The sequence below is a fragment of the Cohnella phaseoli genome (genome assembly GCF_003386235.1).
GTDB classification, from domain to species: Bacteria; Bacillota; Bacilli; order Paenibacillales; family Paenibacillaceae; genus Cohnella; species Cohnella phaseoli.
Genome location: NZ_QRDZ01000027.1, coordinates 1 through 26633 on the forward strand (window position 1 = coordinate 1; position 26633 = coordinate 26633).

The 26633-nt window shown below is 54.7% G+C and carries 17 protein-coding genes and 1 other annotated feature; of the genes, 9 read left to right on the forward strand and 8 right to left on the reverse strand.

What is annotated here, in order from left to right; translation table 11 throughout:
• Positions 1-374: 374 nt before the first annotated feature.
• On the reverse strand, positions 375-1046 hold the full coding sequence (locus tag DFP98_RS27350; protein WP_116063817.1) for a hypothetical protein: 672 nt from the start codon (positions 1044-1046) through the stop codon (positions 375-377).
• 446 nt (positions 1047-1492) lie between these two features.
• Positions 1493-1752, forward strand: a binding site (T-box leader).
• Positions 1753-1830: 78 nt separating this feature from the next.
• On the opposite strand from DFP98_RS27350, the gene leuA reads away from it, so the two are divergent.
• Positions 1831-3498, forward strand: coding sequence for a 2-isopropylmalate synthase (gene leuA, locus DFP98_RS27360; protein WP_116063819.1), 1668 nt, complete (start codon positions 1831-1833; stop codon positions 3496-3498).
• Between the two features lie 88 nt (positions 3499-3586).
• The gene (gene trpB / locus DFP98_RS27365) at positions 3587-4750 is read left to right on the forward strand and encodes a tryptophan synthase subunit beta (protein ID WP_116063820.1); all 1164 of its coding nucleotides are present in this window, start codon (positions 3587-3589) and stop codon (positions 4748-4750) included.
• A gap of 70 nt (positions 4751-4820) precedes the next feature.
• Here trpB and DFP98_RS27370 read toward each other — a convergent pair whose 3' ends face one another.
• Together DFP98_RS27370 and DFP98_RS27375 are read right to left on the reverse strand one after the other, a co-directional pair.
• Positions 4821-5312 (reverse strand): pyridoxamine 5'-phosphate oxidase family protein, encoded by a 492-nt coding sequence (locus tag DFP98_RS27370; RefSeq protein WP_116063821.1) that lies wholly within the window; start codon positions 5310-5312, stop codon positions 4821-4823.
• A 179-nt stretch (positions 5313-5491) separates the two neighbouring features.
• On the reverse strand, positions 5492-6349 hold the full coding sequence (locus tag DFP98_RS27375; RefSeq protein WP_181917976.1) for a cell wall hydrolase: 858 nt from the start codon (positions 6347-6349) through the stop codon (positions 5492-5494).
• Positions 6350-6602: 253 nt separating this feature from the next.
• Between DFP98_RS27375 and DFP98_RS27380 the strand changes: the two genes are divergently transcribed.
• On the forward strand, positions 6603-7100 hold the full coding sequence (locus DFP98_RS27380; RefSeq protein ID WP_116063823.1) for a DinB family protein: 498 nt from the start codon (positions 6603-6605) through the stop codon (positions 7098-7100).
• A 75-nt stretch (positions 7101-7175) separates the two neighbouring features.
• Here DFP98_RS27380 and DFP98_RS27385 read toward each other — a convergent pair whose 3' ends face one another.
• The 3 genes from DFP98_RS27385 to DFP98_RS27395 all read right to left on the reverse strand — a co-directional run bounded on the left by DFP98_RS27385 (position 7176) and on the right by DFP98_RS27395 (position 12817).
• Entirely contained in the window at positions 7176-8225 is a 1050-nt protein-coding gene (locus DFP98_RS27385; protein ID WP_116063824.1) for a DUF438 domain-containing protein, read from the reverse strand.
• A 177-nt stretch (positions 8226-8402) separates the two neighbouring features.
• The gene (locus tag DFP98_RS27390; protein ID WP_246016789.1) at positions 8403-12383 is read right to left on the reverse strand and encodes a carbohydrate-binding protein; all 3981 of its coding nucleotides are present in this window, start codon (positions 12381-12383) and stop codon (positions 8403-8405) included.
• A 248-nt stretch (positions 12384-12631) separates the two neighbouring features.
• Complete coding sequence (locus DFP98_RS27395; RefSeq protein WP_116063826.1) at positions 12632-12817, reverse strand: hypothetical protein; 186 nt, start codon at positions 12815-12817, stop codon at positions 12632-12634.
• 241 nt (positions 12818-13058) lie between these two features.
• Between DFP98_RS27395 and DFP98_RS27400 the strand changes: the two genes are divergently transcribed.
• From DFP98_RS27400 to DFP98_RS27415, 4 genes are all read left to right on the forward strand, one after another.
• A complete protein-coding gene (locus DFP98_RS27400; protein ID WP_116063827.1) occupies positions 13059-13919 on the forward strand; it encodes an SDR family NAD(P)-dependent oxidoreductase in 861 nt (286 codons plus the stop codon).
• Complete coding sequence (locus tag DFP98_RS27405; protein ID WP_220377178.1) at positions 13916-15562, forward strand: AMP-binding protein; 1647 nt, start codon at positions 13916-13918, stop codon at positions 15560-15562. Before DFP98_RS27400 ends, DFP98_RS27405 begins: the two co-directional genes overlap by 4 nt.
• Before the next feature lie 295 nt (positions 15563-15857).
• Positions 15858-17375, forward strand: a complete 1518-nt coding sequence (locus DFP98_RS27410; RefSeq protein WP_116063918.1) for a malate:quinone oxidoreductase — start codon at positions 15858-15860, stop codon at positions 17373-17375.
• A 434-nt stretch (positions 17376-17809) separates the two neighbouring features.
• Positions 17810-22873, forward strand: coding sequence for an S-layer homology domain-containing protein (locus DFP98_RS27415; protein WP_147310285.1), 5064 nt, complete (start codon positions 17810-17812; stop codon positions 22871-22873).
• A gap of 137 nt (positions 22874-23010) precedes the next feature.
• Here DFP98_RS27415 and DFP98_RS27420 read toward each other — a convergent pair whose 3' ends face one another.
• Both DFP98_RS27420 and DFP98_RS27425 read right to left on the reverse strand, forming a co-directional pair.
• The gene (locus DFP98_RS27420) at positions 23011-24297 is read right to left on the reverse strand and encodes a sensor histidine kinase (protein ID WP_116063829.1); all 1287 of its coding nucleotides are present in this window, start codon (positions 24295-24297) and stop codon (positions 23011-23013) included.
• The gene (locus tag DFP98_RS27425; protein WP_116063830.1) at positions 24297-24974 is read right to left on the reverse strand and encodes a response regulator transcription factor; all 678 of its coding nucleotides are present in this window, start codon (positions 24972-24974) and stop codon (positions 24297-24299) included. Before DFP98_RS27425 ends, DFP98_RS27420 begins: the two co-directional genes overlap by 1 nt.
• A gap of 201 nt (positions 24975-25175) precedes the next feature.
• On the opposite strand from DFP98_RS27425, the gene DFP98_RS27430 reads away from it, so the two are divergent.
• A complete protein-coding gene (locus tag DFP98_RS27430) occupies positions 25176-25928 on the forward strand; it encodes a polyphosphate polymerase domain-containing protein (RefSeq protein ID WP_116063831.1) in 753 nt (250 codons plus the stop codon).
• The gene (locus DFP98_RS27435; protein WP_116063832.1) at positions 25925-26605 is read left to right on the forward strand and encodes a DUF4956 domain-containing protein; all 681 of its coding nucleotides are present in this window, start codon (positions 25925-25927) and stop codon (positions 26603-26605) included. Before DFP98_RS27430 ends, DFP98_RS27435 begins: the two co-directional genes overlap by 4 nt.
• Positions 26606-26633 lie beyond the last annotated feature (28 nt).

Consider the following 26633-nt stretch of genomic DNA (forward strand, 5'->3'; position numbering starts at 1 on the left):
CCTTTTTTGGAGAAATGATGGATAACGCGTCATTTCTACAATAAAGGAGCTTTAATGCGTTTGGCTACGAGAAAACAATCATAATATTCCTTATACAGGTAATTATGGGGATCGTTTTTTTCATGTTAGGTTTGATGCATGACTAGTGCAAGAAAGTACCTCCGTGCTGCCCAAGCTGTGGGGTGAAGGCTAAGAAAGTGCCTTGACGCTGCCCAAGCTGCGCGGTGAAGGCTAAGAAAGTGCCTATGTGCGTTAATGCCCAACGGCTGAGGTCGCGTATTCCGCTTGACCTGACAACATTGGCGCAACAAAATCCCGGCGGTCCGCCTCAGACGCAAAGACTTGAGGCGGCGCAGCCGGGATTTCGCGAAAGGCTAAGTTATTTTCTTTAGCCCGTCTAGAATCCCGATGATCTGTTGCATTCGTTCTATTTTATTTTGATCATTCTTGATTTGTTTTTTTGGGAAATCGCTGTTGCTTCCGAGTCTTGTCGCTCTTTTAATCACTTCTTTATTTTCCGCGATTTTGTCGTTCAGCTCGTTGATTTCCTGATAGAACCTTTCGTAGCTGGAATCGTCAATTAGCGATAGCACGCGATCCTTGGTCCACTCCCCTCCGTCCACATCAACGTAGCAGGAGAATTTGCCCACAACGAAGGATTCTGCCCGTTCGTTGTAGATGGGGATGCTTAATGAATATACCCCTTCAACATTATACGATTTGTCCCCCAGATACTTCGTTTCAAGCCCAGTTGCGCTGTAGCTTGCGTTCGAGCCGAGCGGCTGCCGGAGATACGCTTTTTCGACCATGAAGCTCTCGCAAGCCGCATCGGCTTGATCCAAGTATTCTTGAGTGTCATATTTCCCTTGAAAAAACATGTAACCCTTGTAGGCCAGGATCAGTGCCCCGATGACTAGAATCGAGACTATAATTTCCTTCCCGGTAAGCTCTTTTTTCCGTTTCTCGGCTTCCCGAAGTTCTCTTCGCACCTCTCTTCGGTACTCTTCTTCTTCGCGTATTTTCTGTTTTCTCTCCCAATCCAGCATAGATCCAGCGTCCCCGTTTCCGTTAGCGACTAAGATGCGTTATAGCTATTTTACAGAATACTAAATATTTCTTCTGCAAGGAATACGATGTTCTGGCGATACCCCTTATTTATCTGGGGAAATTTGGAGTTCGGTGTCGGGTGATATAATTATTCAACTCAACTCCAGGGGGGCATACATGCGGCGTTCGACGCATTTCAAACGTATTACGTGCATTTTTATGGCTTTATTATTGGTATTGTCCGTATTTGAGACAATAACAGCTTCGGCGGCAGATAAGTGGGATACTGCAGCACAAGGGCGACGGATAAGACGAGCCTAATTAGCGGACTAAGAGGCATAATCTGCTTATACACGACCAACTTAACGTGATAGCCCGGTCTTTGCCCGCTCGAGCGAATTCGCTTGACATCTTGGCGCGGGTAATATAACATTTTTCTTAATATTTCAATACGTTGAAGAGGACTAGTAGGGTTTTCCGAACGACCAGAGAGCTGTTGGTTGGTGCGAAACAGCCGTAAGGGAATCTGAACTCGCCTTGGAGTAGCTCGCTGAAATTCCCAAGTAGGTGGAGCCGGCAGCCTGACCGTTATCATCAGGAGGGTAAGAGGTTGATGCTACAGCCTCATGCCTGCAGAGTGCATGCCGTTGTCGGCATGAATTCAGAGTGGTACCGCGTAAGACATCACAGTCTTTCGTCTCTGTTAACGGAGATGAAGGGCTTTTTTTGTATTTCGTCCATCTCCACGATTAAGGCCAAGAAACGGATGAGGGGAAGGTATTTATGGAAAATGTAAACAAGTACGCCAGAGGGTATTTCATGCCCCCGCAAACCAGCTTGAAGTGGACCCAGAAGGAATATATTACTGAGGCGCCGACATGGTGCAGCGTCGATCTTCGGGACGGAAACCAGGCGTTGATCGTGCCGATGAATCTGGAGGAGAAGCTGGAGTACTTCCAAATGCTCGTGAAAATCGGCTTCAAGGAGATCGAGGTCGGATTTCCCGCAGCGTCGGAGACGGAATTCGCATTCCTGCGCACCTTGATCGAGCGCGACCTGATTCCCGACGATGTTACGATCCAGGTGCTCACCCAGTCGCGGGAGCACATTATCCGCAAAACGTTCGAATCGTTGAGAGGTACGAAAAAAGCTGTCGTCCATCTGTACAACTCGACCTCCGTGGCGCAGCGGGAGCAAGTATTCCGCAAGTCCAAAGAAGAAATTATCGATATTGCCGTAACCGGCGCCAAGCTGCTGAAGGAATGCGCGGAGGAGACGGAAGGGAACTTCCAATTCCAATATTCGCCGGAAAGCTTTACGGGCACGGAAATCGAGTTTTCTCTGGAGATATGTAACAGTGTGCTTGACGTTTGGCAGCCGACCGCGGACAATCCGGTCATCATCAACCTGCCGGCAACGGTATCCATGTCGATGCCTCACGTTTACGCCAGCCAAATCGAATATATGAGCGAGCATTTGAAATACCGGGACAATGTCATTGTATCGATTCACCCGCACAACGACAGAGGAACGGGCGTAGCGGACGCGGAGCTGGGTATGCTGGCCGGAGCTCAACGGGTTGAAGGCACGCTGTTCGGCAACGGCGAGCGGACGGGCAACGTGGACATCGTTACGCTGGCCTTGAACATGTTCTCGCACGGCGTGGACCCTAAGCTGTCTTTTGAAAATATTCCTGAGATCATCGGCGTGTACGAGCGGTTGACCAAGATGAACGTGGACGAAAGGCATCCGTACGGCGGCGAGCTTGTGTTTACCGCATTCTCCGGTTCGCATCAGGATGCGATCGCCAAAGGAATGAAGTACCGCGAGGACAACAGCTCCGCGCACTGGTCGGTTCCTTATCTGTTGATCGATCCGAAGGATATCGGCAGACAGTACGAGGGTGACATTATCCGCATTAACAGCCAATCGGGCAAGGGCGGAATCGGTTATATTTTGCAGCAGAAATACGGTCTCGATCTTCCTCCGAAAATGCGCGAGCACTTCGGTTACTGCGTCAAAAACGTCTCCGACCATCAGCAGAAAGAGCTGATGCCGGACGAAATCTACGACATTTTCCGCAAGGAATACGTCAATATCAACGCTCCCGTAGGGCTGGTGAAGTACCGCGTCAAGGACGACGAGGACAACTTCCAAACAACGGTTACTCTCCGTTCGGGAGAAGACGTTACGGAAATTACCGGCTCGGGAGACGGAAGACTCGATTCGATTAGCAACGCGCTGCAAGCTCATCTTGGAATCGCGTACAGCGATCTGGTCTATACGGAACATGCGCTTGAGACGGGCTCTAAATCCCAAGCCGTCTCCTATATCGGGATCAAGGCTGTCGACGGCGTCGTTCATTGGGGCTGCGGCATCGACGTAGATATTATGAACTCGTCTGTAAAAGCTCTGTTCAGCGCTGTCAATCAAATGATCGGCTCCAAATAGCGCGTTCATAATTCCTGCGATTCAGTCGAGGAGATTTCTGGTATGATAGTGTGGAAAGTACCATTTATATGACTGGAGGCACTTACGAATGGGCCAGCAAATGGAGCAAGAAGGGTACTTCGGAGAGTTTGGGGGGAGCTTCGTCCCCCCGGAATTGCAGGAAGTGCTGAACTATTTGAGCGAACAGTTTTATAAGTTCAAAGACGACCCGGACTTCCAGCAGGAGCTTAGCTACTATCTTCGCGAATACGTCGGCCGCGAGAGCCCGCTGACGTATGCCGAACGGCTAACCGACGCTTGGGGCGGCGCCAAGATTTATCTTAAGCGCGAAGATCTGAATCATACCGGAGCGCACAAGATCAATAACGCCATCGGCCAGATTCTGCTTGCCAAGCGGATGGGCGCCAAGCGGATCATCGCCGAGACGGGCGCCGGCCAGCACGGCGTCGCTACGGCGACGGCTTGCGCGATGTTTAATATGGAATGCGTTATCTACATGGGGGCGGAGGATACGCGCCGCCAAGCGCTGAACGTGTTCCGCATGGAGTTGTTAGGCGCGACCGTCGTGCCGGTAGACAAAGGCCAAGGACGTCTGAAGGATGCCGTGGACGAAGCGCTGGGCGATCTTGTTCGCAATTATCAGAATACGTTCTACTTGCTCGGCTCCGCCGTTGGCCCTCATCCTTTCCCGACGATGGTCAAGCACTTCCAGTCGGTAATCAGCGAGGAGTCCAAGCGCCAGATTGTTGAGAAGGAAGGTCGTCTCCCGGATGCAGTCATCGCTTGCGCAGGCGGGGGCAGCAACGCGATCGGCGCGTTCGCCCACTATCTCGACGAGCCGAGCGTTCGTCTGATCGGCGTCGAACCGGATCAGGCGCCAACCTTGACGGAGGGCGTACCTGGCGTTATTCACGGCTTTAAGTGTCTGGTGCTGTTGGACGAGCAGGGAGAGCCCAAGAAAACCTATTCGATCGCCGCAGGGCTCGACTATCCGGGCATCGGGCCGGAGCACAGCCATCTGAAGGTGACTGGCCGGGCCGAGTACGCTACGGTAACCAACGAGGAAGTACTTGCAGCATTTCAGGAGTTATCTCGCGTAGAGGGCATTATTCCTGCGCTGGAGAGCTCGCATGCGCTTGCCTATGCCAAGAAGCTGGCGCCGGAGATGAACCGGGATCAGGTGCTGATCATCAACCTGTCCGGGCGCGGGGACAAGGACGTGGAGCAAGTGTTCCATATGCTCAAGAAGTAACGAAACCACCTACTTTGGCAGGTTCATCCGATAGGGGATGAACCTGTTGGGCGTTAAGGCCGATTACGCTCTAGCTCATTTCCACGATGCGGTTAATCTCTGTGCCTTCCGTATTTTTCCCCAATAGTCTGCGCAGCATAAACTTCGCCATCTTGAACTTGTTGCCGGAATCCCAATACTCGGCCGTCTCGGGATGTACCTTGATGAGCACGAGATTAGGATCGTCATACGTCGTCTCCAGCAACTCCTCGTACATCGGATTCCAGAATTGCTTCAGCTTCTCCACATCTTCCACCAGCTCGGCTGTGCCGCGAATAGAAACGAAGGACTTATCCGCATAAGCCACGTTGACTTGTTGATTTCGAATCAGTTCGTGGAATTTGCCGCTGTCTTTCTGAGTCAGGAACCATAGGCTGCCGTCGGAATCCATCTCCTGGGTTTTCATTGGACGCGACACCAGCCCTTCGTCCGATACCGTCGTCAGCATCGCCGTAGGAATGTCTTTAATCAATTCGCGTACTTTGTCGATCGCTTCCCGGTTGTCGGAGGTTGGATTTGTCATTTGCGCTCACCTCATCGGATGTATTTTTCAGTTAGTATTACACTCATAGCGATCTGTCAAACCGTGTAGCCGTCAGATAGAATTTTAATGAAGTCAAAAAGCCGAGCAAAATCAGGCGTTTCCTCCTGATTCTGTTCGGCTTCGGCATTTCTATAGAAGATTATCCTTTAGGCAACTTGTTATTTCGCAAACACGTGATTGCCGATTCGGGCCGTCACTGTGCGGCTTCTCACCCAAGCGTTGTCCGTTTTCTTCGGATTGTAGAAGACGATAGCCCCTTTGCTCGGATCGGTGCCGTTCAGCGCGTCCTGCACGGCCTTAATCGTCTCTTGGCTTGGCGTTACCGAATATATCCGTTTGTCCAGCACCGGAGAATACTGATAATAGGCTTTTCCGTTGTAGTGCTCAACCTGGAAAATCGTATCGATAATCGTTGACGGCCAATCCGGTTGACCCACGCGGTTCAAGATCGAAGCCGCAACTGCGACTTTGCCGGCGTAGCTTTCCCCCGACGCCTCCGCTTCCGTAATCCGCTGCAGCCAGAGAAGCTCTTCATCCGCCGCTTGGCTTTGCTGGGCTTTCATGAGGGGGACGCCGTCTGCAGTCGAAATGACCGCGGCCTGTTTCTGCGAATCATAACGGACGCCTAGACCAAGCTTTGTCGCCGTATAGGCTAGCGGCACATATGCGGTTCCGTTGATCAGCGTCGTCCGCGTATCCAGATTGTCCCGATGCCATATCGATTCAGTCGCGCGCGAATAATCGGTATAACGCTCCCCTGCGGGAAATCCAACCTGGATATTCGGTGTTTGCAGTACGGCCGAACGATAACGATCGTCCCAGCCGACAGAGATATTTAAGCCGCGAAACCAGGAGGCCGGCACAAGTTGATAGCCGTTCTGTACAATCGCGGTCGTCGAGACCGGTTGATCGTTGACGTAGATCGTCGTGCTGTCGAGCGACTGCGCCGAGCCGAGAGCCGGCCATGCCATAACGAATAAGAGCGACAAAGAGATGGACCAACGTTTTTTTGACACAATACTCTCTCCCTTCACTCGCATCATCATACGATAAAATCGCAGGCTGTCCGTCTGGAAGATTGAGGATGATGAGAGAGGGAGAGGGGCCTCAAATCGTGCAAGTCTTGGTATAGCTGGATTTATCGCAAACCGTCTTTTGGGCATTCTGATAAGAATGAGTAATTTTTAACCGCAACTATGACAGAATCTGTCACTATCGCCGGCTATGATGGTCTAAGGCAACCAAGCCTAATAGAGGGAGGATGGCAAAATGTATATTACAGTAGAGGATTTTATTGCGGAATGGAACAAGGAAGCCGGATTGACTCAAGGCGTTCTGGACGGGTTGACGGACGAGGCGCTCGGACAGCGGGTGTACCCGGAAGGCCGTACATTGGGACGGATCGCTTGGCATTTAACGGCGAATATTCCGGAGTATTTAACGGAATTCGGCGTCCCGGTCGAGGGGGCGGGCGATTCGAACGAGGTGCCGTCCGCGCGGGAAATTGCCGGGACCTTCCGGACAAATGTCGCGGCTGCGGCCGACGCTATCAGAAAGCGGTGGACGGACGATTCGCTGAAGCTGACTCAGAATGCGTTCGGAAGAACGGAGTCGAACGCCATGATTTTGATGGGATTGATCAAGCATATCGTTCATCACCGCGGACAGCTCACCGTTCTGATGCGTCAAGCGGGGCTGCCTGTCCCGGCGGTGTACGGCCCCTCGAAGGAAATTTGGGCACGAATGGGAGTGACGCCGCCGCTTTAACCAGCGCCGCGTGCTTTGGAGACTAGGCCGCGCAGGATTGTCCCGACTTGCACGGCCTGGTCGTCGTTTTTTCCGTTAAGACAAAATACGTTTCTCCCCCTGAATAGCCTGGATAGGATCGATATTTTGCGTAAATTCGAGCGTGCCCATATAGACGTTGTTGTCATCGCGGACGGCAAAGTAGCGTACATATACATACTTATCGCGGAACTTGATCCAGAAATCCTCCGAGTCCTTCTTGCCGGATTTGAAATCGTCCAGCAGGGCTTCCACCACATGCGCGCTTTTGGGCGGGTGGCAGTTTTGTACCGTGCGGCCGATGACGGCTTTAGTGCGCGTAAAAATTCTTTCTTTGCCGTGAGAGAAATAGCGCACGATGTCGTTGTGGTCGATAAACGTAAGATCGACGGGCAGATGGTTCAACAGCAGCTCAAGCTGCTGTACGGACAGCACGCCTGTCCCCAGGTTGATAAAGCCGTCGGCAAAAGACTTTTCGTCCATCCGGTCTCTAGGGGGAGTCCACGCTTCAACATGGTCGATTAAGCAGAAGCCGATCACGTCGCTTTCCCGGGCGATTCTGAGCCATTCGTCCTCGGTTAAGTGCTCCATAGCCATCGGCAGAAGAATTTGTTCTTCGCGATAGATCATACTACGCAATTGCTCAACGATCTCGTTCAACTCTCGCAGCATTGCTTTTTTATCTCCGTCGTAGCGCGTCAAATTTCGTTTCGCCGCTTTAATGGCGTCGCGAATGAAATCGTCCAATCGCCACATATTGACGGAGGGCCCCGTAATTCCGCATTTCTCCAGATACGGGAATAACAGCTGCTCCTTGCGCGCGTAATGCTTGTCTACATCCAGCAGCAAATTATGGTCTTCGATCAGCTTATAGCGATTATCCGCGCCATCGTCTTCCTGAAACTGCTGCAGATGCGGCAGCAGCCTCGTTTGGATCAGCTTTTCGATTTCTCTGTTTTCCAGAATAAACGTATGAACGGGGTGCCCCGGTGCTTCTTGCGCATGCTGCGTTGGCTTGCTCTTCCCTTCGATCGGCGTAGACAATCGTTTTGTCTCGCTCTCCGACAAGCCCTGCGCCGCTTCACGGTTGTTAATGATTTCGCTCATAACATCACTCCTGATGTTTTATCGATAGTAGGTCTCAAAAAATACAGTACCATTCGTTTATCCGCAACTTCGTGACGGGCGTCACAGAGGCGGCGCTCTCTTTCGGAATGCAGAAAAAAAGCCTGCGCCGTTTTACGGACGGCACAGACCCTTTCCTAAGCAACTGATATTTAGGGATTACCAGTTGTTGCCCGATACGCGAACGACAGTGAAGCCCGGGCTCTTATTTTCGCCGTAGATCGCCGAAACGCCGGGATTGTTCACCTTAACGTTGGTGAAGCTCGCCGCGCCGACGGCCGGTCCTTGCCCGTTCTCCGCCTTGGCGACCAGCTTGATGCCGTAGCGCGACGGATTGTTGATCGTAATGTTTTCCAGACGAACGTTCTGCATGGGCAGGTTTTCCGGAGATTTGGACTGGAACATCAGGCCGAAGTAGACCGGATTGTTGATGTCGACGTTTTTGACGACGATGTTTTTGAAGTCCCGGTCGCCTCCGAAGAACCAGATCGCACCGAAGTTCTGATAATCGTTGATCTTGTCGTCGGCGCCGACGCTCGTCCAGAAATCTCCGCCCGTGCGATCCAGCGTCACTCCGTCGATGACGGTATCCAGAGCGCCGAAGCCGAGCGTGTTATACCCGAAGCTCAGGCTGCTCACCGTCAAACCCGGATAGGTCAGCGTATCTGCGCCGTACAGGTTCTGGAACAGATTGTCCTGACCGCCGTAGACGGCGAAAGCGGCTGCGCGTCTGACGTTGGTGGCGGTAAGATTCGTATACTTGTTGCCTACATTGTAAGAGCCTCCCGCATCGATTGCGCTGAACAGAGCGAAGGAATCGTCGCCCGTGCCGCGAGCGTAATTGTTGTCGATAATGTTGTGGGAGGAGCCGTTGGTCATATTGATGCCGTCGGCGAACAAGTTTTTAATCCGGTTGTTCTTGAACGTGTTGTACGAGGAGTTAACTCCCCAATACAGGCAAATAAAGTGCTCGGCCCAGATGTTCTCGATCGTCACGTTCTGCATGCCGTTGCCGTCGATGAACTTGCCGGGACCGTCCTGCCTGTAGATGTAGTTGCCCCAAGCGGACAGGTTCTTGATCGTCGAGCCGTTGGCGGCGGACGAAATATTGAAGCCGACGTCGGTGTTCGTCTGATTTTGCGGAGCCATCAGCTTTGTATGCCACGGGCCTGCCCCGATAATCTCGGTAGCCCGCCCGTACAAGAAGATTTTGGACGAGATCGTCCATTCGCCGGCAGGAATGAAAATTCCCTTCTTCGACGAGTCCTGGCGGAATTCGTTTAGAGCCTGCTCTATCGATTTGCTGGCCGACACTTCTACATATTTGGCCGGGTCGGGGTTCGAAGCGGGCGGAGCGACATTCTCCGTCTCGAGCATGTCTACATAGATCCAAGGGACATCCCCGGCATCCTTCTGGATCCGAATTTTCGTTCCGACCGGATAGACCTGGTCGAGCATCAGCTGCGCATCCTCGTAGAGCCAATAAGCTTTGGAGCCGGAGTTGTTATAGCCGAGCTCTCCGAGAGTCGTCGGAGTCGCATAGACGTACGAGTACTTGGAGGTAACGGTAAAGTTGCCCTTATCCGCTCCGTTGACGTACAAGCTGATTGTGCCTGTCGTATTTTCTGCTACGGCATTGCGAAGAACGAGCGCGTTCGCCGGGGCAGTCAGCGTAAATTCCACATATTCGCCGTTGGCGTCCAGGTGGACGGCTGAACGACCGGAGGCTTCGCCCGCGAAATCGCCTGGCGTGAAATTCGGAGCGAGCCGCGTGCCGTTGGTGCTATTGGATGGAGCCTCCGCTTCCAAAATGGTGAACGGCATATTGGCGCCTCGGCCGGAATAAAGGCTGGCCGTACTCGTATTGTTCGTTTGCTTGACGGCGGCTTCGTTCGCATCCGCCGCGACCGTTGTTGTCACCGTATAGCTGCCGTTGACTGCCGTCCACGTGCCAAGAGTGACGCTGGCCGACGCTCCTGCAGCCAAAGCTCCGTTGTAAGAGCCGTTGAATGTCTGTACGGTAGCCCCTGCCGCGTTTTTCAGCACAAGAGAGATGGCGTGAGAGCCGCTTGCCGAAGCGATATTGCCTTGGTTTTTGAGATTCACCGTAAACGCTACGGTATTTCCCGCGCTCGGATTGCTAGGCGTCCATGATGCGGTCGCGATCAGATCGGAGCTTTGCACCTGGCCGACGACCAGCGGCGATGACGAGGTGAAGCTGTTGTTCGAATTGTCCGTCTCGACGACCGTATCGCTCTCGTCGACTTTGGCGGAGACGGAGTAAGAGCCGGCCGTCTTCGGACCGATGTTGGCGGAGACGTTCGTCGACGCTCCCGCTGCAAGCGGGCCTACGGAAGCCGTTCCGACAAGACTGTTATCGAGGTAGAAGTTAACGCTCGAAGCCGGAGCTGCGACCGAGCCGGCGTTCCGAACGACGGCGTTAAGCGTAACGGCATTGGTCTCGATAGGGGTAGTCGGAGACCACGACAGTCCGGTGATCGTCAAATCCGGATTCGGAGCCATCGTGCCGATAATCTGGAATTCCGCCGCTTGTCCGCCGGGAGCGCCGGAGTTGGCGGTAAACCGGAGCTGCACGCGGCTCGCCGTGGCGTTCACGGGAATCGTAACCGTGTTCTGCGAAGCCGGATTAAACGTATACGTGGTGGCGGATACCAGATTCGCGAAGGTCGAAGAGTTCTGATCGTGCCCCAGTACTTGAATCGTCTGCGTTCTCGTCGCCCATGCGCCGGCAGGATTGAGCTTGATGACGACGGACGTAATATTCGCGTTGGCCCCAAGATCCACGGTAAGCGTGCCGGGATGGCCGCCGGCCTCCCAATAAGTGCTCGTATCGTTATCGTTGGCATTTTCCGCCGTAAAAATAGGAGTAGAAGAGGAAGCCGTAATTGGTTTTCCGACGGCCAGGTTCGTATCGTTGCCGCCGCCTGAGCCTTGTCGGGTAACGGTATTGCTCGGCGCAGATACATTGCTGGCTGCATCCTTGGCGACGACGTAATAGGCGACGGTTGCACTCACAGGCTGATTGTCCGTATAGGAGAGCGTTGTGCCGTTCACGCTGCCGCGCAACTGCCCATTGGCATAGACGTCGTAGCCGGTTACTGCGACATTGTCCGTCGAAGCGTTCCAGGTCAGCTGGATTATGCCCGAGGATGGTTGCGTGTAAGCCAGATTGGTCGGCGCAGTCGGAGGTTGGGGATCTGTCGAGCTGCCCGGCGTAAAATTGATCCAGTTAATATTGAAATCGTAGCCGCTTGCGAAGACGCGAAGCGTTTGCGGGCCGGCCGCCAGCGTTACGCTTGCGGTAACCGTCTGCCAATTTTGCCAGCCGCCGGTGTTCGGCACGGCCGTCGTAGCCAGCGTTGCGCTTCCCGATTGAAGCTGCAGCTGACCCGAAGAGCCGTTGCTCGCGACCCGATATTCTACCGTATACGCGCCAGCGGCTTGCACGTCTACACTGTAGTCGAGCCAGTCGCCGACGTGAATCCATCCGACGTTGAGTCCGCCGCCGGCATCCGACGTCGTCTCGGTCTGGATTCCGTTCATCGCGCTGTAATTTTCGGCTTCAATTTTGCCCGGAATGACCGAAGGTCCGGACGGGGTTGCTCCGTAGACCTCAAGCTCGGACAGCTGGCCGGCCGGCCAGCTCGTGTTAGCGGAGAAGAGAACGCGGACGTATCGCGCGCTGGCGGAAGCGAAGTCAATCGCGACCGAATTCCCCGTGCCGGGATTAAAAGTATAGCTGGCCGACGGCTTGAGATCCGAGAAGCCCGTTCCGTTCGTGCTGCCCTGGACGGCCAGCGTCTGCTCGCGGCTCTCCCAGCCGGATGGCAGCTTCAACACGACCTGATCGATCGATACGGCGCTGCCGAGATCGACTTGGACCCATTGCGGGAATGCGTTATTCACGCTCTCCCAGTAAGTGCCCGGATTGCCGTCCGTAACGTTGGATGCGACATAAACATCGGCATGTCCGGACTCCGAAGCCGGTTTTCCCGCCGCTAAATTCGGGCCGCCGGCAGCATGGACATAAGAGGGAGCTCCGACGGGGGACAGGAATGTCCCCAAAATGAGCGTCACCATGCACACCCAAGCAACGACTCGTCCTTGCTTTCTCGTCATCTTCATTCTCCTTTCAAAATGGGGTGTTTCAGATGCAGGTCATCTAAGCAGGCTTCTCTATCCGCTCCTTCTTCTCAAAATTTTCATAATTATCTATTGTAAGCGATGTCATTTCATGAGGTGATCCTCCTTCCCGGAAGCTTTGTTGGAGACTGCATCTTGATCATAAGACAAGATTGCGCTTCGGGTTAAGGAGTAATTCTATCAATATGATGTGCGGGATTATGCATCAGGCGCTCGCCCTCGATTCACTCGCTTCGATCCGTTGACGAATCGACGGCCTGGTGGGCGTCCCATTTCCTCCTAAGTCTCCGAAGAAGACCTCGTTCCTTCTTCTCCAGCTTGACGAGCCGAAGATAGTCCAGCAGCAGGCGGTATCTTTGATCGTCGTCATGGCCATGCTTGCGCATTTGTTCAAGAATATTTTTAGACATGGGATCCACTCCGTTAGCTCAGTACTCTGCGACATCCATTTTAGCGCTAAGGTCTCAACATTTTCTGAACAGTTTCGCTTTTTTTCGAGTAAATCACCGAAAATTAGCAGATCTAACGTTTAACAATAGGGTCTTAAGACCTATCGTTGGTGGAGATTGATCCGCAGCCTGTTCGTGGTAAAATTTAAATATAAATATAAAGAGGCCGTTTCTCATTATCGGACAAGAAGGAGAATGTCTTGTGCCATCGTACACGCTGCTGGAGCGTCTGCTGTTTCCGTCCGTTCGTCTGAATGCGCGGAAGCTGGAACGCCGATTGTCAGGGAAAACCGTACTGATCACGGGGGCAAGCTCCGGTATAGGAGAGAGGCTTGCCTACTTGCTGGCGGGGTTCGATGCGCGGCTGATCCTTACGGCCAGGCGCGGGGACAAGCTGGCTGCGATCAAAGCCGATATCGAGTCGCGGACCGGCTTCAGAGCGGCAATCGACATATTTGCGGCCGATCTTCGCGAACCGGAGCAGACGGATGCTTTGCTTGCGTATGTGAGCCAGCTTCCGGGCGGACTGGACGCCGTCGTCAGCAATGCCGGTCATTCCATCCGGCGTTCGGTGCGAGAATCGTTGGATCGGTATCATGATTTTACCCGTACGATGGCGATCAATTATTTCGCTCCGGTTCGTTTACTGCTGGGCGTTATCCCCTTGCTCGAAAAAAACGGCGGACATATCGCGAACGTCTCGACAGTTAGCGCGCTGCTGCTTCCCGTTCCGAACTGGGCGGCCTACCAAGCATCGAAATCGGCCTTCGACGTATGGCTGCGATCCGCCGCTCCGGAGCTAAACGCGCTGGGCGTCTCCGTTTCTTCCGTCTATTTTCCGTTAGTGCGGACGCCTATGATTGCGCCAACGGCCGCATACAAGAACGCGCCTGCGATGTCCGTCGAGATTGCGGCGAAGATCGTCGCCCGGACCTTCTATTCCCGTTGCAGAGTCTATAAGCCATGGTGGCTTGCTGCCGGGGAGCTGGCTTCCGTGCTTTTCCGCGGGGTGTGGGAGCGGTCAGCAGCTCGAAAAATAAGCAGAAAGGAGCGAGCGCGATGAAGCTGTATCGGCTGTTTTTTGTCCTCTACCGGATCGGCCTGCTCGCGCCTCGCCCGCTCTTTCGGCTGTACCGTTCTATTTTCCGCCATGGGATTAACCTGATGGCTTTGCTGGGCTTTGCCGCTTCGCGCTATGGAGACAAGACTGCGCTTGTAGATGCGGATGAGGATGAAGCGTTGACCTACCGCGAGCTGTATGATCAAGCCGTCTTGCTGTCTGACATTTTTAGGGATAGGTATAGCTTGACGGAAGGACGCAAAGTCGGGCTGCTGTGCCAAAATCACGCCGAACTGGTTAAGACGATCTTTGCGATCTCTTCTACGGGCGCCGATCTCTATTTGCTGAATGCGGAAATGGGAGAGAGCCGCTGGCAGGCGCTCGCACTGAGTCATACCTTCGATCTTCTCGTCTATGACGAGAAGTACGACTTCCTTCTGCGAAGCGCATCTTACTCGGGGGCCGCGATTCCAATCGCTCACGACGCGGCAGTGTCGGTGAAGTCTTTGATGTCCAACGTTGCTCCCGCTGATAGTCGGCATGATCGGAGAGAGGGCCGAAGCTCGGCTGGGAAGCTAGTGCTTCTGACAGGCGGGACGACGGGAGCGCCGAAGGAGGCTGCGCACAAACCGTCTCTGTTGGATTATTTGAATCCGTTCTACGAATTTCTAAGCCGCTTACGGATCGCGGAGCGAGAGACCGCCTACATTGCCACGCCGATCTACCACGGCTATGGGATCGGTGTGCTGCTGCTGCTCTGCGCCCTAGGCAAGAAGGCGGTCGTGCGGCGCGGCTTCGACGCGGAGCGCGCATGCAAGCTCGTTCGAGAGTACGGCGCGGAAGTGGCGACGGTCGTACCTCTCATGCTGCGCAAAATGCTTGAGGCTGACGCGGACGGCGACCTGCGCTCGCTTGCCTGCGTGGCCTCTGGCGGAGCCGAGCTGAACCCCAAGCTTGTCGAAGAGACGAGAGAGCGACTGGGCGACGTGCTGTTTAATCTTTACGGCACATCGGAGGCGGGGCTTAATCTGATTGCGTCGCCGCAGGATCTCGCACAGTCTTCCCACACGGTCGGCAGACTTGTCCGCGGCTCCCGTTTGCGCATCGTGGACGAGCGGGGCATGGAGGCTCGGACCGGCCAGGTCGGTCGCTTCTGCATCCGCAACGATTGGTCGGCGAAAAACGGCGCTCCCCGCTGGATCGAGACGGGGGATTATGGCTTGAGGGATGAGCGGGGCTTGCACTATCTTCGGGGGAGAACGGACAGCATGATCGTCTCGGCGGGCGAGAATGTCTATCCTCTGGAGGTGGAGCAGGTTCTGCTTACGCATCCCGATGTAGCGGATGCAGTCGTTATCGGCGTGCCTGACGAACGGTTCGGGGAGAGGCTCGCCGCTTACATAGAGCTCGCCCCGGTCCGTCAGACGGAGTCTGCGGGCAGGAAGCAAGCCGCTCCGACCGAGGAAGAGCTACGGGATTGGCTGCGCCGACGATTGGCGAGATTCCAGATGCCCGGCGAGATCGTCTTCGTCGAGCGGCTTCCGTATACTTCTCTGGGAAAGCCGGATCGACGGCGATTGGCGGGCGAATTCGGCAATCGAAACGCGCGGGATAACGAGAACGGAGCGTTTCGCGGCGTCGAGTGATATACAAGTTTTATCAAGCTAATAGAAAGATGGAATGGCAAGTTTGCGGACTTGCTTTTTTCAGCGTTGTCACGGTTTTACGGCTGTATTCAAGGTTTTCCGCCCTGGAACAGGAGGGTTACACTGAATTTTCCGGCTTTCAACTCGCATGTAACTATCATATAATAGAAAGCAAATACACTAATCTGTCACGAACAGTGATGAGAATAGAAGATGGATTCGGAAAAGGTGCGTAAACCCAACGCGCCTCGACTTGCTGTGTGCTTATGCGGACAGCGATATTTCAAATCATAGCATGCGAGGAAGGAAAATCATGAGCGACAGACAAACGCAAACAGACGTTATTTTGATCGGTGCCGGCGTAATGAGCGCGACATTGGGAACCATCCTGAAGGAGCTGGCTCCGGACTGGAAAATTACCGTGTTCGAGAAGCTGGCAAGCGCGGGCGAGGAAAGCTCCAACGAATGGAACAATGCGGGAACGGGACATGCCGCGTTGTGCGAGCTGAATTATACGGCAGAGAAATCGGACGGATCGATCGACATTAGCAAAGCGGTAAACATCAACGAGCAGTTCCAGGTATCAAGGCAGTTTTGGTCTTATCTCGTCAACCACAACCGGATCAGCCATCCGCAAGAGTTCATTATGCCGCTGCCTCATATGAGTATGGTGCAAGGGGAGAAGGACGTTGCGTTCCTGAAGAAGCGCTACGAAGCGTTGACGGGAAATCCTCTGTTCCAGGGCATGGAGTATTCCGATGACCCGGCCAAGCTCGCGGAGTGGATTCCGCTTATTATGAACGGCCGGACATCCAGCGAGCCGATTGCGGCTACGAAGATCGATTCGGGAACGGATGTTAACTTCGGGGCTTTGACCCGTATGCTGTTCGAGCACTTGAAGAAACAGAACGTTAGCATAAACTACAAGCACAGCGTGGATAATATGAAACGGACCGGCGACGGCTCCTGGGAACTAAAGGTGCGGAACCTCGACAGCGGATCCGTAGAGCGCCATAGCGCGAAATTCGTCTTTATCGGCGGGGGCGGCGGAAGCCTGCACCTGCTGCAAAAATCCGGAATACCGGAAGGCAAAGGCATCGGCGGCTTCCCGGTAAGCGGTCTGTTTATGGCGTGTACAAACCCGAGCGTCGTCGAGCAGCATCACGCCAAGGTATACGGCAAAGCGAAGGTCGGCGCGCCTCCGATGTCCGTTCCTCATCTGGACACGAGGTTTATCGACAACAAGAAATCGCTGCTGTTCGGACCTTTTGCCGGCTTCTCGCCGAAATTCCTGAAAACCGGTTCCATGTTCGATCTGATCGGCTCCGTGAAGCCGGGCAACGTGCTCACGATGCTGGCGGCGGGCGCCAAAAACATTCCGCTGACCAAGTATCTGATCGAGCAAGTGATGCTGTCCAAAGAGAAAAGAATGGAAGAGCTGCGCGAATTTATTCCGAACGCCAGAAGCGAGGACTGGGATTTGGTCGTCGCGGGTCAGCGCGTGCAGGTCATTAAAGATACCGAAGCGGGAGGCAAAGGAACGCTTCAATTCGGTACAGAGGTCGTCAGCGCAGCCGACGGCTCGATCGCCGCTCTGCTGGGCGCGTCTCCGGGTGCGTCCACGGCCGTATCCGTCATGCTGGAGGTTCTGAAAAAATGCTTCCCTCAACAAATGGGAGCATGGGAAGAGAAGATCAAGGAAATGATTCCTTCCTACGGCGTGTCTCTAGCGAAAAATCCGAAACTCAACGAAGAGATTCAATCGGCTACGGCGCAAGCTCTCCGATTGGAGAAAGTGCTTCAACCGGCATAATAAAATAGTTCAAGCTGCAGGGGCTGTCTCATAATTAACTTATGAGCAGCCTTTGTTTTATCTCGATTAATGTTTTCGTGGGGATGTATCTCCTTCCGGTTGCTGCTCCACCCCGCAAAGTGAAGAGACGCTTTCGAAGCTTATTCCGATTACTTTGCGGGGACCCCGGGTTGGAATCGTGAAATCGGAATGGGTAAACTCGTAACAATGAGATTTCACGATTCCAAAGGCAAACGCTCCGCTCCTCCAGGAGATACACCCCCCCCCCCCCCCTCCTTTCATCGAGATTAACTACGAAAAACGCAAAAAGAAACTTTTCGGGAAGTTTCCAGCGACTGATTCGTCTCTAAGCAAAGCTCGAAATGTTCAGTAATTGTTCATAACCGCATGATATAATTAAGCAGCAGATACTCTATCCTCCTGGGGGAATTCCTTTGAATGGGAAACGTAGATTAGGAAAAGCATTTAAGACATTCGCAGCAATAACCGCTTTGGCTTTGCTGGCGACCCTCGTCAGGTTGCCCGTCGCATCCGCAAGCTCGACGCCGGATACGAATTGGTATACATCCGCGCCTGGAGTTGCGCTCTATCAGATCGATACGGCGGACGAGCTAGCCGGATTGGCCGAGCTTGTGAACGCAGGAAACGATTTCAACGGCAAAACGATCGAATTGTCGGAAAATATTGATCTGGCTAGCTATAATTGGACTCCGATAGGAACTTCAAATACGCCGTTTCAAGGAACGTTTGATGGCGGCGCTTACGTCATAAGCGGATTGACTATATCCGAAACTCTCGTGTTGTCCACATCGGATACAAGAAGAGTCGGGTTGTTCGGCGTTATCGGACATGAAGGCACGGTTCAAAACGTAGAGCTGACCGGAGTAAATATCAATGTCGTCTATACGCCACAATCAATCGTTCCCGGTGTCGCTTTTGTGGGCTCGGCAGCGGGGACGAACGAAGGGACGGTTGCCGAAGTCAAAGCTACGGGAACGCTTTCCGTCACTGGGGGAGACGTGGCGGTCGGCGGTTTGGTCGGCAGCAACGGCTCCAATCGAAGCGTGAATAATTACGGCGGGCTGACCAACGCCAGCTCGGCGGCCGTCTCGATTAACGTATCCAGCAATTATCAAGTTCTACAGGCCGGCGGTTTGGTCGGTATATCTACGAGTAGCGGCAATCAGATTGTCGACAGCTATAGCGAAGGCACGATCAGCGCGAACGGAGCCGGTATGAACGGGAGCCCGACGACCGGCGGCCTCGTCGGTTATGCTGACAGGTCATCTATCAGCGGAAGCTGGAGCTCGGCGACAGTAACGAACATTGAAGGCAAAGACACTTCCTATGCGGGCGGGTTAGTCGGGCAGGCCGTTAGTACCGGTATAAATAACAGCTACGCGACGGGGAATGTATACCTTAGTTTAAGAAGCAATGCGGTTTCCAGCAACGTCACCGCAGCAGGCGGTTTGGTCGGATATTTGTGGTATGCAAGCGCTCTGGCTAAAATCGTCGATAGTCACAGCACTGGCAACGTTACTGTCGAGGCACAAACGGCTTACATGCTAGCTGCAGGAGGTTTAGTCGGATACTCCCGAGGGGGGGCGGCGCCCGCCCTGATCGAGAGAAGCTATGCGACTGGCGATGCTTCGGCAACTTGGATCGGCAGCGGCCCTGTCTATACCGGCGGTCTGGCGGGTTATGCGTGGGGAACCTCGATCAATCAAAGCTACAGCACGGGCAATGCTTACAGCCGCAGCGATGGAGCAACGGGAAATGCGGGCTCCGGGGGCTTGACGGGAGTACTTGTCGGATTAAGCGGCACCGTAACGTCCAGCATAAGCAACAGCTATAGCACCGGCAAAGCCCAAGCGAATTCCGCCGGACAAGAAAGAGTGGGCGGTCTGGTCGGAGTAGCGAGTACCAACTCCAATATCAGCAGCAGCTATTCCACGGGCGTTCCGCATGTTGTCCAAGGAGTTACGGTCAAGAGAGGAGGCTCTGTCGGACAGAACTCGGGTAACGCTGTTGCGCATACCTACTACGATACAACCACCTCCCGTCAAACCGACACGCTTAACGGCATGCCGCTGAATACGGGCGAGATGACGGAACCGAATACGCTGCAAGCAGCCCAATCCGGAAGTCTATCGGGTCTGATTGGCGGAGTTTGGACGAAGCGCCCGCACGCGACAACTGTCGAAGGTCGCGTCGTCGAAGTTTATTATCCGGAGCTGGCGGTATTCGCGGACTCGTCCGCTTCCGCGGAAGCTCAGGCCGCTTCGAAGGCGAGCGTAACGACAGCCGTGTATGCCAACCTGACGCATGAGGGCGTCACCACCTATTTCGGATCCATTCAAGGAGCGATCGATGCGGCGGCAGACGGTGATACGGTCGGCATCGCTCCGGGCGTTTATACGGAACAATTGACCGTTACCAAAAATATTACGTTGGAAGGCGCAGGCATCGATCAGACGATATTGGCTTCGCCCGATTCGGACAAGCTGATGCCCAGCGCTTGGACTAACCTCAAGGATCAGCAGGTGTATGCCGTGGTCGGCGTTAAGACGGGCAGTCCCGGACAAGTCGCCGTACGGAACCTGACAATTGACGGCCGTAAGCAGGGCTATATCGCACAGCATAACGGGGTCGCCGATCTGTATACGTTTAACGGCATTGCGGTCCGAGATACGTCGGCCACGATCGATCGCGTCAAAATCGTCGACGTCCGGGATACGCATTCCGATTATTCGGGAGCGCCGGCGTCGTTGCCAAGCGACTACGTGCCGCAGGATCAACCGTCGGGCGCCAATCACAACGAAAGCATTCTTCTCGAAGGAGCCGCCGGAACGGGGGCGCACAAAGTAACGGTGCAAGACTCCGAGATCCTTCGGTTCCACAAGACCGCCATTTTGGCATGGGGGCCTGCGCTGGAAGTCGATATCCGCAATAATACGATTCAAGGACATGGCAGAACGCTTTACAGTACAGGCAACGGCATTCAAGTCGCTTCTTCCGACAGAAGCTCTCTCGGCGGAGGCAACGGCGACCGCCGGGGCACGTCCGGAATCGTGCAGAACAACCGGATCACGGACATCGGCCTGGTCATTCCCGAACCGGGGCAGGTCGGATCCTATTTGAATCTGGGGCTGTACGGTCCGTCGGGCATTCTTCTGTGGGAGGCTGCAGACGGGTTTGTAATCGAAGGCAACACGATAACGGGCCCTTCCGTCCCCGCATGGCATAATTCCGCGACTTCCAACGACGGGGGTTACTCTAACGATGGAATCGGGCTTAACTACAGCAAAAATGTCACGGTTCGCAACAACGTGATTGCAGGTTTCGGCACTGCCATTCTGGAGGGCTCCAGCGTGATCGGCTCGTCCCTCGAGGTTTCCGACAACACCTTGAGCGGCAACGAAATCGATATTTGGGCGTCTTCGGGAGCGGACTCGATCAAGCTGGGCGCAGGGGCGGAGACGATCGCTTACGGGGAGAACACCAACGGAACCGACACGATCGAAGGCTTTGGCTCAGGAGACCGAATTCGCGTTATCGGTTTCCGTAGCGGTTCGGTGAACGGGCAGATCGGCACGCCCGGCAATGCTATCTTCGTTAACGATACGGGCGGAACGCCGATTATTAACGGTTACGCCGACGGCGCTCCCGTTGTCGACTTCACCGGCGGAACGGTAACGAGCGGGGACGGAACTGTCGTAGCCGCCAGGTCGGTACAGGTAGCCGTTTCGGGGCAAGTCACGACGCTTTATATCGACACGGAGAACGATGCCGACGCTCCTGAGCTGGAACTTAAGCTGGCAGGCGTATACAGCCCGCTCAATTTCAAGCTGAACGGCGGGGATATCGAATATTTCGATCCGTTCGCTACTGTGCTGTTTGTAACGGCAGCCGATCCGAGCGGGTCGTCCAACGACGGCAAGACGAAGCTGACCGTAACCCCGGCGGTGACGGATGTCGGCCATAAGCTGGTCTACTTCAATTTCGGCGGCGGGGCCTTAATCGTTCCGTCCGTCGGACAGACGCTTACGAATTATTCGGATCTTCCCGCGAACGGTCTGATCTTAGCGGCCAACGGCGACAAGATCGGCGTGGCCGAAGTGGATGCGAGCGGAAAGCTCGTTAAATTCGGCCAGGTCGTCGCGCTGGTAACGGCAGAGCCATCGACTAACACGCCATCCACTCCTTCGTCCGGTTCTTCGGGCGGCGGGACACCCGCAGCCGAAGACGAGGGCTTCGTCGTTCTCGTGAACGGCAAGAAGGAGAACGCCGGCCAGGCCACGACAACGGAGTCCGGCGGCGTGAAGACGACGATGATCGTCGTCGATACCGCCAAGCTGCTTGAGAAGCTCCGGGCAGCGGGCGCGGGCGCCGTTGTTACGATTCCGGTCGGCGTTGCCGCGAATGTTATCGTTGCCGAACTTGACGGTCAAATCATCGAAAAAATGACCGAAGCTTCCGCTACGTTGGTTATCAAGACTCCGAAGGCTTCTTATACGGTGCCGGCCGAACAGCTCGGTATCGGAGCGTTGTCCGGGCGGTTGGGAACGGGCGTCAAGCCGGATCAAGTCAAAATGCATATCTCGATTGCCGACGTTCCCTCATCGATGGCAGCAACGGTGGCTTCAGCCGCAGCAGACGGCGGCTTCACGCTCGTTCTACCTCCTCTTGATTTCAAGATTAGCGCGTCTTACGGCGGCCGGACAGCGGAGGTGTCGAAGTTCGGCGCGTTCGTGGAGCGTACCGTCGCTTTGCCGGACGGGATCGATTCCGACAAGATTACGACCGGCATCGTTGTGGAGCGGGACGGCTCGTTCCGCCATGTGCCGACGAAGATCGTGGTTATCGACGGAACGTATCACGCGGCAATCAACAGCTTGACCAACAGCGTCTACGCCGTCGTCTGGCATCCGGTGGAGTTTGCTGATGTCCAGGGGCATTGGGCGAAGGACGCGATCAACGACATGGGCTCTCGCATGGTGATCAACGGGGTGTCCGATACGAGATTTGATCCCGGCGCCGATATTACCCGCGCCGAATTCGCCGCGATGGTCGTTCGCGGTTTGGGACTGAAGCCGGGTGAAGGCGAGCAAACCTTCCGCGACGTAGCTGCCGAATCGTGGTATGCGGATATCGTTCGAACGGCGGCAGCCTACGGCCTTGTTCAAGGCTTCAAGGACGGAACGTTCCGTCCGACAGACAAAATTACGCGCGAGGAAGCAATGATGATCGCGGCTAAGGCGATGAGGCTGACAGGTTTGGCAGACAAGACGGACGCGCTGGATAACGACGCTATGCTATCGAAGTTTGCAGATGGCGCCGATGCCGCCGTATGGGCGAAAGAGGCGATTGCATCGACGGCCAAGGCGGAGTTGATCAGCGGGCGCAACGGCGGCAAGCTGGAGCCCAAGGCCAACATCTCCCGTGCCGAAGTTGCGGTACTCATTCAGCGCTTGTTGCAGCGATCGGGATTAATCTGACGCCGCACAGCGAATAAGGGCCGGATTCCGGGTTCGTCACTGAACCTGGAATCCGGCCCTGTTGCTTGCTCGGTGCTTTCCACTGGGAGCAGTTCTAAGCAGTTCTAAGCAGTGCTAAGCAGTACTAAGCGGTACGATCAGCCCAACTGCACAATAAACGAGGTTGTTTCTCCAAGGGCGCTCCTTGCTTGAATTTTCCCCCTATGCTGCTCCACGATCGACTTCGCGATGGCGAGCCCGAGGCCGTAGCCCCCTTGCTTGCGCGAACGGGAGGCATCGGTGCGGTAGAAGCGATCGAATACCTTGTCCAGTTGTTCGGCGGGGATGCCCGCACCGCTGTTCGTCACCGTCAGCGCGATATGGCCGTGGTGCCGCCGCAGAGTCAGCCCGATCGCTCCCTCCGGGCGGTTGTACTTGATGGCGTTGTCCAACAGAATCATGACGACTTGCTTGAGCTGCTCGGCGCTTCCCGTGACGGTCAGATCGGGCTCGATCTCGTAATCGAGCTTTAGCGACCGTTCGAAGATGACGGCCTCCATGGCAAGAACGACGCTCTCGACGGCTTCGCTGACATTAAACGGAACATGAAGCGTTTCCGCCCTCGAATCGTCCATCTGCGTCAAATACAGCAAATCGTTCGTGAGCGTCTTCATACGCTCGGTCTCCGACTTGATCCGATGCAGCCACTTGATTTGTTCGCCGATCGTGTCCGTCTCGTTCGCCAGCAGCACGTCGGCATTCGTCTGAATGACGGCCAGCGGCGTCTTCAGCTCATGGGAAGCGTCGGCGATAAACCTCTTCTGCTTCTCAAACGCATCACGTACCGGTGCTATCGAGCGATTGGCGAAATAACGGCTTGTGGCGAAGATGACGGCCAGCATCACAAGGGCAACGACGGCAAACGTATAGATCAGATTGGTTAAAATGTTCTGTTGAGCGGTTACGTCCATATAGACGACCATGTAACCGCCGCTCAGGTCGGCCTCCGCTCGGTAAGCCCAGCGTGTGCCGTCCAGCGTGACGCGTCCCTCTCCCGATGTATCGGCAATCGCCTTCCGGGCAGCCGTGTCGTAGAATTCATCCTCCATTTCGAAGCGGGAGTCTACGGACAGCAGCCCCCCCTCGACGTCTGTCTTTAACGCGAAGGAGACGGAGCGTTCCGGAGGGGAAGACAGCCCCTTCGAGCCGCCCCCGAACATCGGCGGCTGGCCTCCGCCGTTCGGCCCGCCTTTCTTGTCGCCGCCTCGCCCCGGATTCTCGCTCGCTATCCGGTAGAACTCTGTCACCCGGCCCAGCTCCATATTGATGTCGCGATTCGCGTTCTGGTACGTAATGACATAGATCGAAGCAAACGCCACAAACATGATGACGGTAATAATGACCATATTCATCAATAGAAATCGGTTGCGCAGTCTCGTGAACATCAGTCGGTCGCCTCCAGTACGTACCCGACGCCCCGAATGGTGGAGATGCGTGCAGAAGCGTTAAGGAAAGCCAGCTTTTTTCTCAGGAACGACACGTAGACCTCGACATTGTTATGCTCCGCCTCCGAATCAAAGCCCCACAGCTTCTCGATAATTTGCTCCTTGGACGTCACCGCCTGCTTCCTCGTAATCAGAAGCTCCAGCAGCTCGCTTTCCTTCAGAATCAGCTTCAGCTCCTTGCCCTTGCAAGCCAGCTTAAGGGTAGAGGTGTTCAGCTCGATATCCCCGAACCGCAGCGCATCCTCGGGAACGACTTCTCCCTTGCGTCTGAGGGCAGCCCGTATACGGGCGAGCAGTTCGCCCGTCGCGAACGGCTTGGCGATGTAATCGTCCGCTCCGTAATCCAGTCCCGCGATTTTATCGTCTATCTCGCCTTTGGCGGTCAGCATAATGACGGGTGTGGACACGCCCTGCTGGCGAATCGTCTTCAGTAGCGTTATCCCGTCCAGCTCCGGCAGCATGATGTCGAGCAGCAGCAGATCGTAAATGCCGCTAAGCGCGTTGTCCAATCCGGATTGGCCGTCGTGGACGGCATCCACCGAGTAGTTCATCTTCTTCAGAATTTGCGTGAGCGCCTCCGCCAAATTCACTTCGTCCTCTACAATCAATATTCTCATGGGCCGTACGCCCCTTTCTTCTGCGTCATGCCTCTATTGTAGGAAGATAACCTTTAATCAACCTTAATCCTATCATTCCCAGTCGTGCAGGAGAAAAGATTTTACACAGCGTTGACAATTTAAGTTTCGCTAAAGGTTCCCGATCTAAGCTACAGACATGGCAGGACCGAGCAAGAGACGACGAAGAAGGGAGAGCCGCATATGGCGATCGAAGTGTTCAACCGTTACGAAAACAAGTATCTCATGGATACGAAAGCCTTCTACGGCATCTACAACCGTCTAATGGAATATATGGAGCTCGACGCTTACAACCGCAACGACAAGTTTTATTCCATCAGCAATCTGTACTATGATACCGACCATCATACGTTAATCCGCGACAGTCTCTCCAAACCCAAGTATCGGGAAAAGCTGCGCATCCGTGCTTACGGGGTGCCTGAGCCGGACGCCAAGGTTTACGTGGAACTAAAGAAAAAAGTGTTTGGGCTCGTCAACAAGCGGCGTTCCGCAATGAAGCTGGACGAGGCATACGAATTCGTTCGATCGGGCAGGGCGTCGATTTATCGGGAGGGCATGAACAAGCAGGTCGTCGCCGAGATCGAATATTTCCTCTCCCGGTTTGAGCTGCGCCCGATGACGTATCTGGCTTATGATCGAATCGCCATGTTTTGCAAGGGCAATCGCGATTTGCGCATCACCTTCGATACGAATATCCGCTCCAGACGCTGCGATCTCAGGCTGGAGGCCGGCGATTACGGCGAGCAATTGATGGACAAAGGCCAGTGGCTGATGGAAGTAAAAGCCGAGAAGACGGTCCCGGTATGGCTGGCGAAGCTGCTGTCGGAGCTGGGCATGTATCGTACGAGCTTCAGCAAATACGGCAATGAATACAAGAAATCGATCCGGCACGCCGAACGGGCGGAGGAATCGGCAAGGGAGAGAATCGTGTTATGATCGACAGTCTGTTTAATTCTTTTGCATCGGATACAACGCTCACTTTGCAGCAGGCGCTGCTGACGTTCGGCATCGCGATCCTGCTGGGCGGAATCATCAGTTGGACTTACATGAAGACGCAGCAAGGCTTTTCGCCTAGCTTTACACTTACCATGATGGTTCTGCCGACGATCGTCGCTATCATCATTTTGCTGATTGGCAGCAATATCGCGCGGGCGTTCAGTCTGGCGGGGGCTTTCTCGATCATTCGTTTCCGCAGCGCGCCTGGCGACTCCAAGGATATCTCGTACGTGCTGTTCTCGATGGCTGCCGGATTGGCCTGCGGCGTCGGTGCTTACGGGTATGCGGCGCTGTTTACGCTTGGGCTGTGCGGGCTGATGTTCGTTCTGAAAGGGCTGCGCTTCGGTGCCGTCAAATCCCCGGTCAAGACGCTGAAAATTACGATTCCGGAAAGCTTGGGATACGAGGAAGCGTTCGATGAGGTGTTCCGCAAGTTCAAGGTCGACTATGAGCTGAAAAGGGTGCGCACAACCGAGCTGGGCAGCTTGTACGAAGTGATGTACGCGATCAAGCTGCCTCCCGGCGCCGACCAGAAGGAGCTGCTTGATGCAGTGCGCACACGCAACGGCAATCTCGACATTACCTTGACGATGAGTCCCGTCACGCAGGAATATTGAGCGCTGCTCGCTCGCCTACCCATACTCA

Excerpts from the sequence above, each read along its gene's own strand:
- DFP98_RS27350 (WP_116063817.1), bottom strand. The coding sequence starts at position 1,046 with ATGCTGGATTGGGAGAGAAAACAGAAAATACGCGAAGAAGAAGAGTAC.
- leuA (WP_116063819.1), top strand. The coding sequence starts at position 1,831 with ATGGAAAATGTAAACAAGTACGCCAGAGGGTATTTCATGCCCCCGCAA.
- trpB (WP_116063820.1), top strand. The coding sequence starts at position 3,587 with ATGGGCCAGCAAATGGAGCAAGAAGGGTACTTCGGAGAGTTTGGGGGG.
- DFP98_RS27370 (WP_116063821.1), bottom strand. The coding sequence starts at position 5,312 with ATGACAAATCCAACCTCCGACAACCGGGAAGCGATCGACAAAGTACGC.
- DFP98_RS27380 (WP_116063823.1), top strand. The coding sequence starts at position 6,603 with ATGTATATTACAGTAGAGGATTTTATTGCGGAATGGAACAAGGAAGCC.
- DFP98_RS27385 (WP_116063824.1), bottom strand. The coding sequence starts at position 8,225 with ATGAGCGAAATCATTAACAACCGTGAAGCGGCGCAGGGCTTGTCGGAG.
- DFP98_RS27390 (WP_246016789.1), bottom strand. The coding sequence starts at position 12,383 with ATGACGAGAAAGCAAGGACGAGTCGTTGCTTGGGTGTGCATGGTGACG.
- DFP98_RS27395 (WP_116063826.1), bottom strand. The coding sequence starts at position 12,817 with ATGTCTAAAAATATTCTTGAACAAATGCGCAAGCATGGCCATGACGAC.
- DFP98_RS27405 (WP_220377178.1), top strand. The coding sequence starts at position 13,916 with ATGAAGCTGTATCGGCTGTTTTTTGTCCTCTACCGGATCGGCCTGCTC.
- DFP98_RS27410 (WP_116063918.1), top strand. The coding sequence starts at position 15,858 with ATGCGAGGAAGGAAAATCATGAGCGACAGACAAACGCAAACAGACGTT.
- DFP98_RS27420 (WP_116063829.1), bottom strand. The coding sequence starts at position 24,297 with ATGTTCACGAGACTGCGCAACCGATTTCTATTGATGAATATGGTCATT.
- DFP98_RS27425 (WP_116063830.1), bottom strand. The coding sequence starts at position 24,974 with ATGAGAATATTGATTGTAGAGGACGAAGTGAATTTGGCGGAGGCGCTC.
- DFP98_RS27430 (WP_116063831.1), top strand. The coding sequence starts at position 25,176 with ATGGCGATCGAAGTGTTCAACCGTTACGAAAACAAGTATCTCATGGAT.
- DFP98_RS27435 (WP_116063832.1), top strand. The coding sequence starts at position 25,925 with ATGATCGACAGTCTGTTTAATTCTTTTGCATCGGATACAACGCTCACT.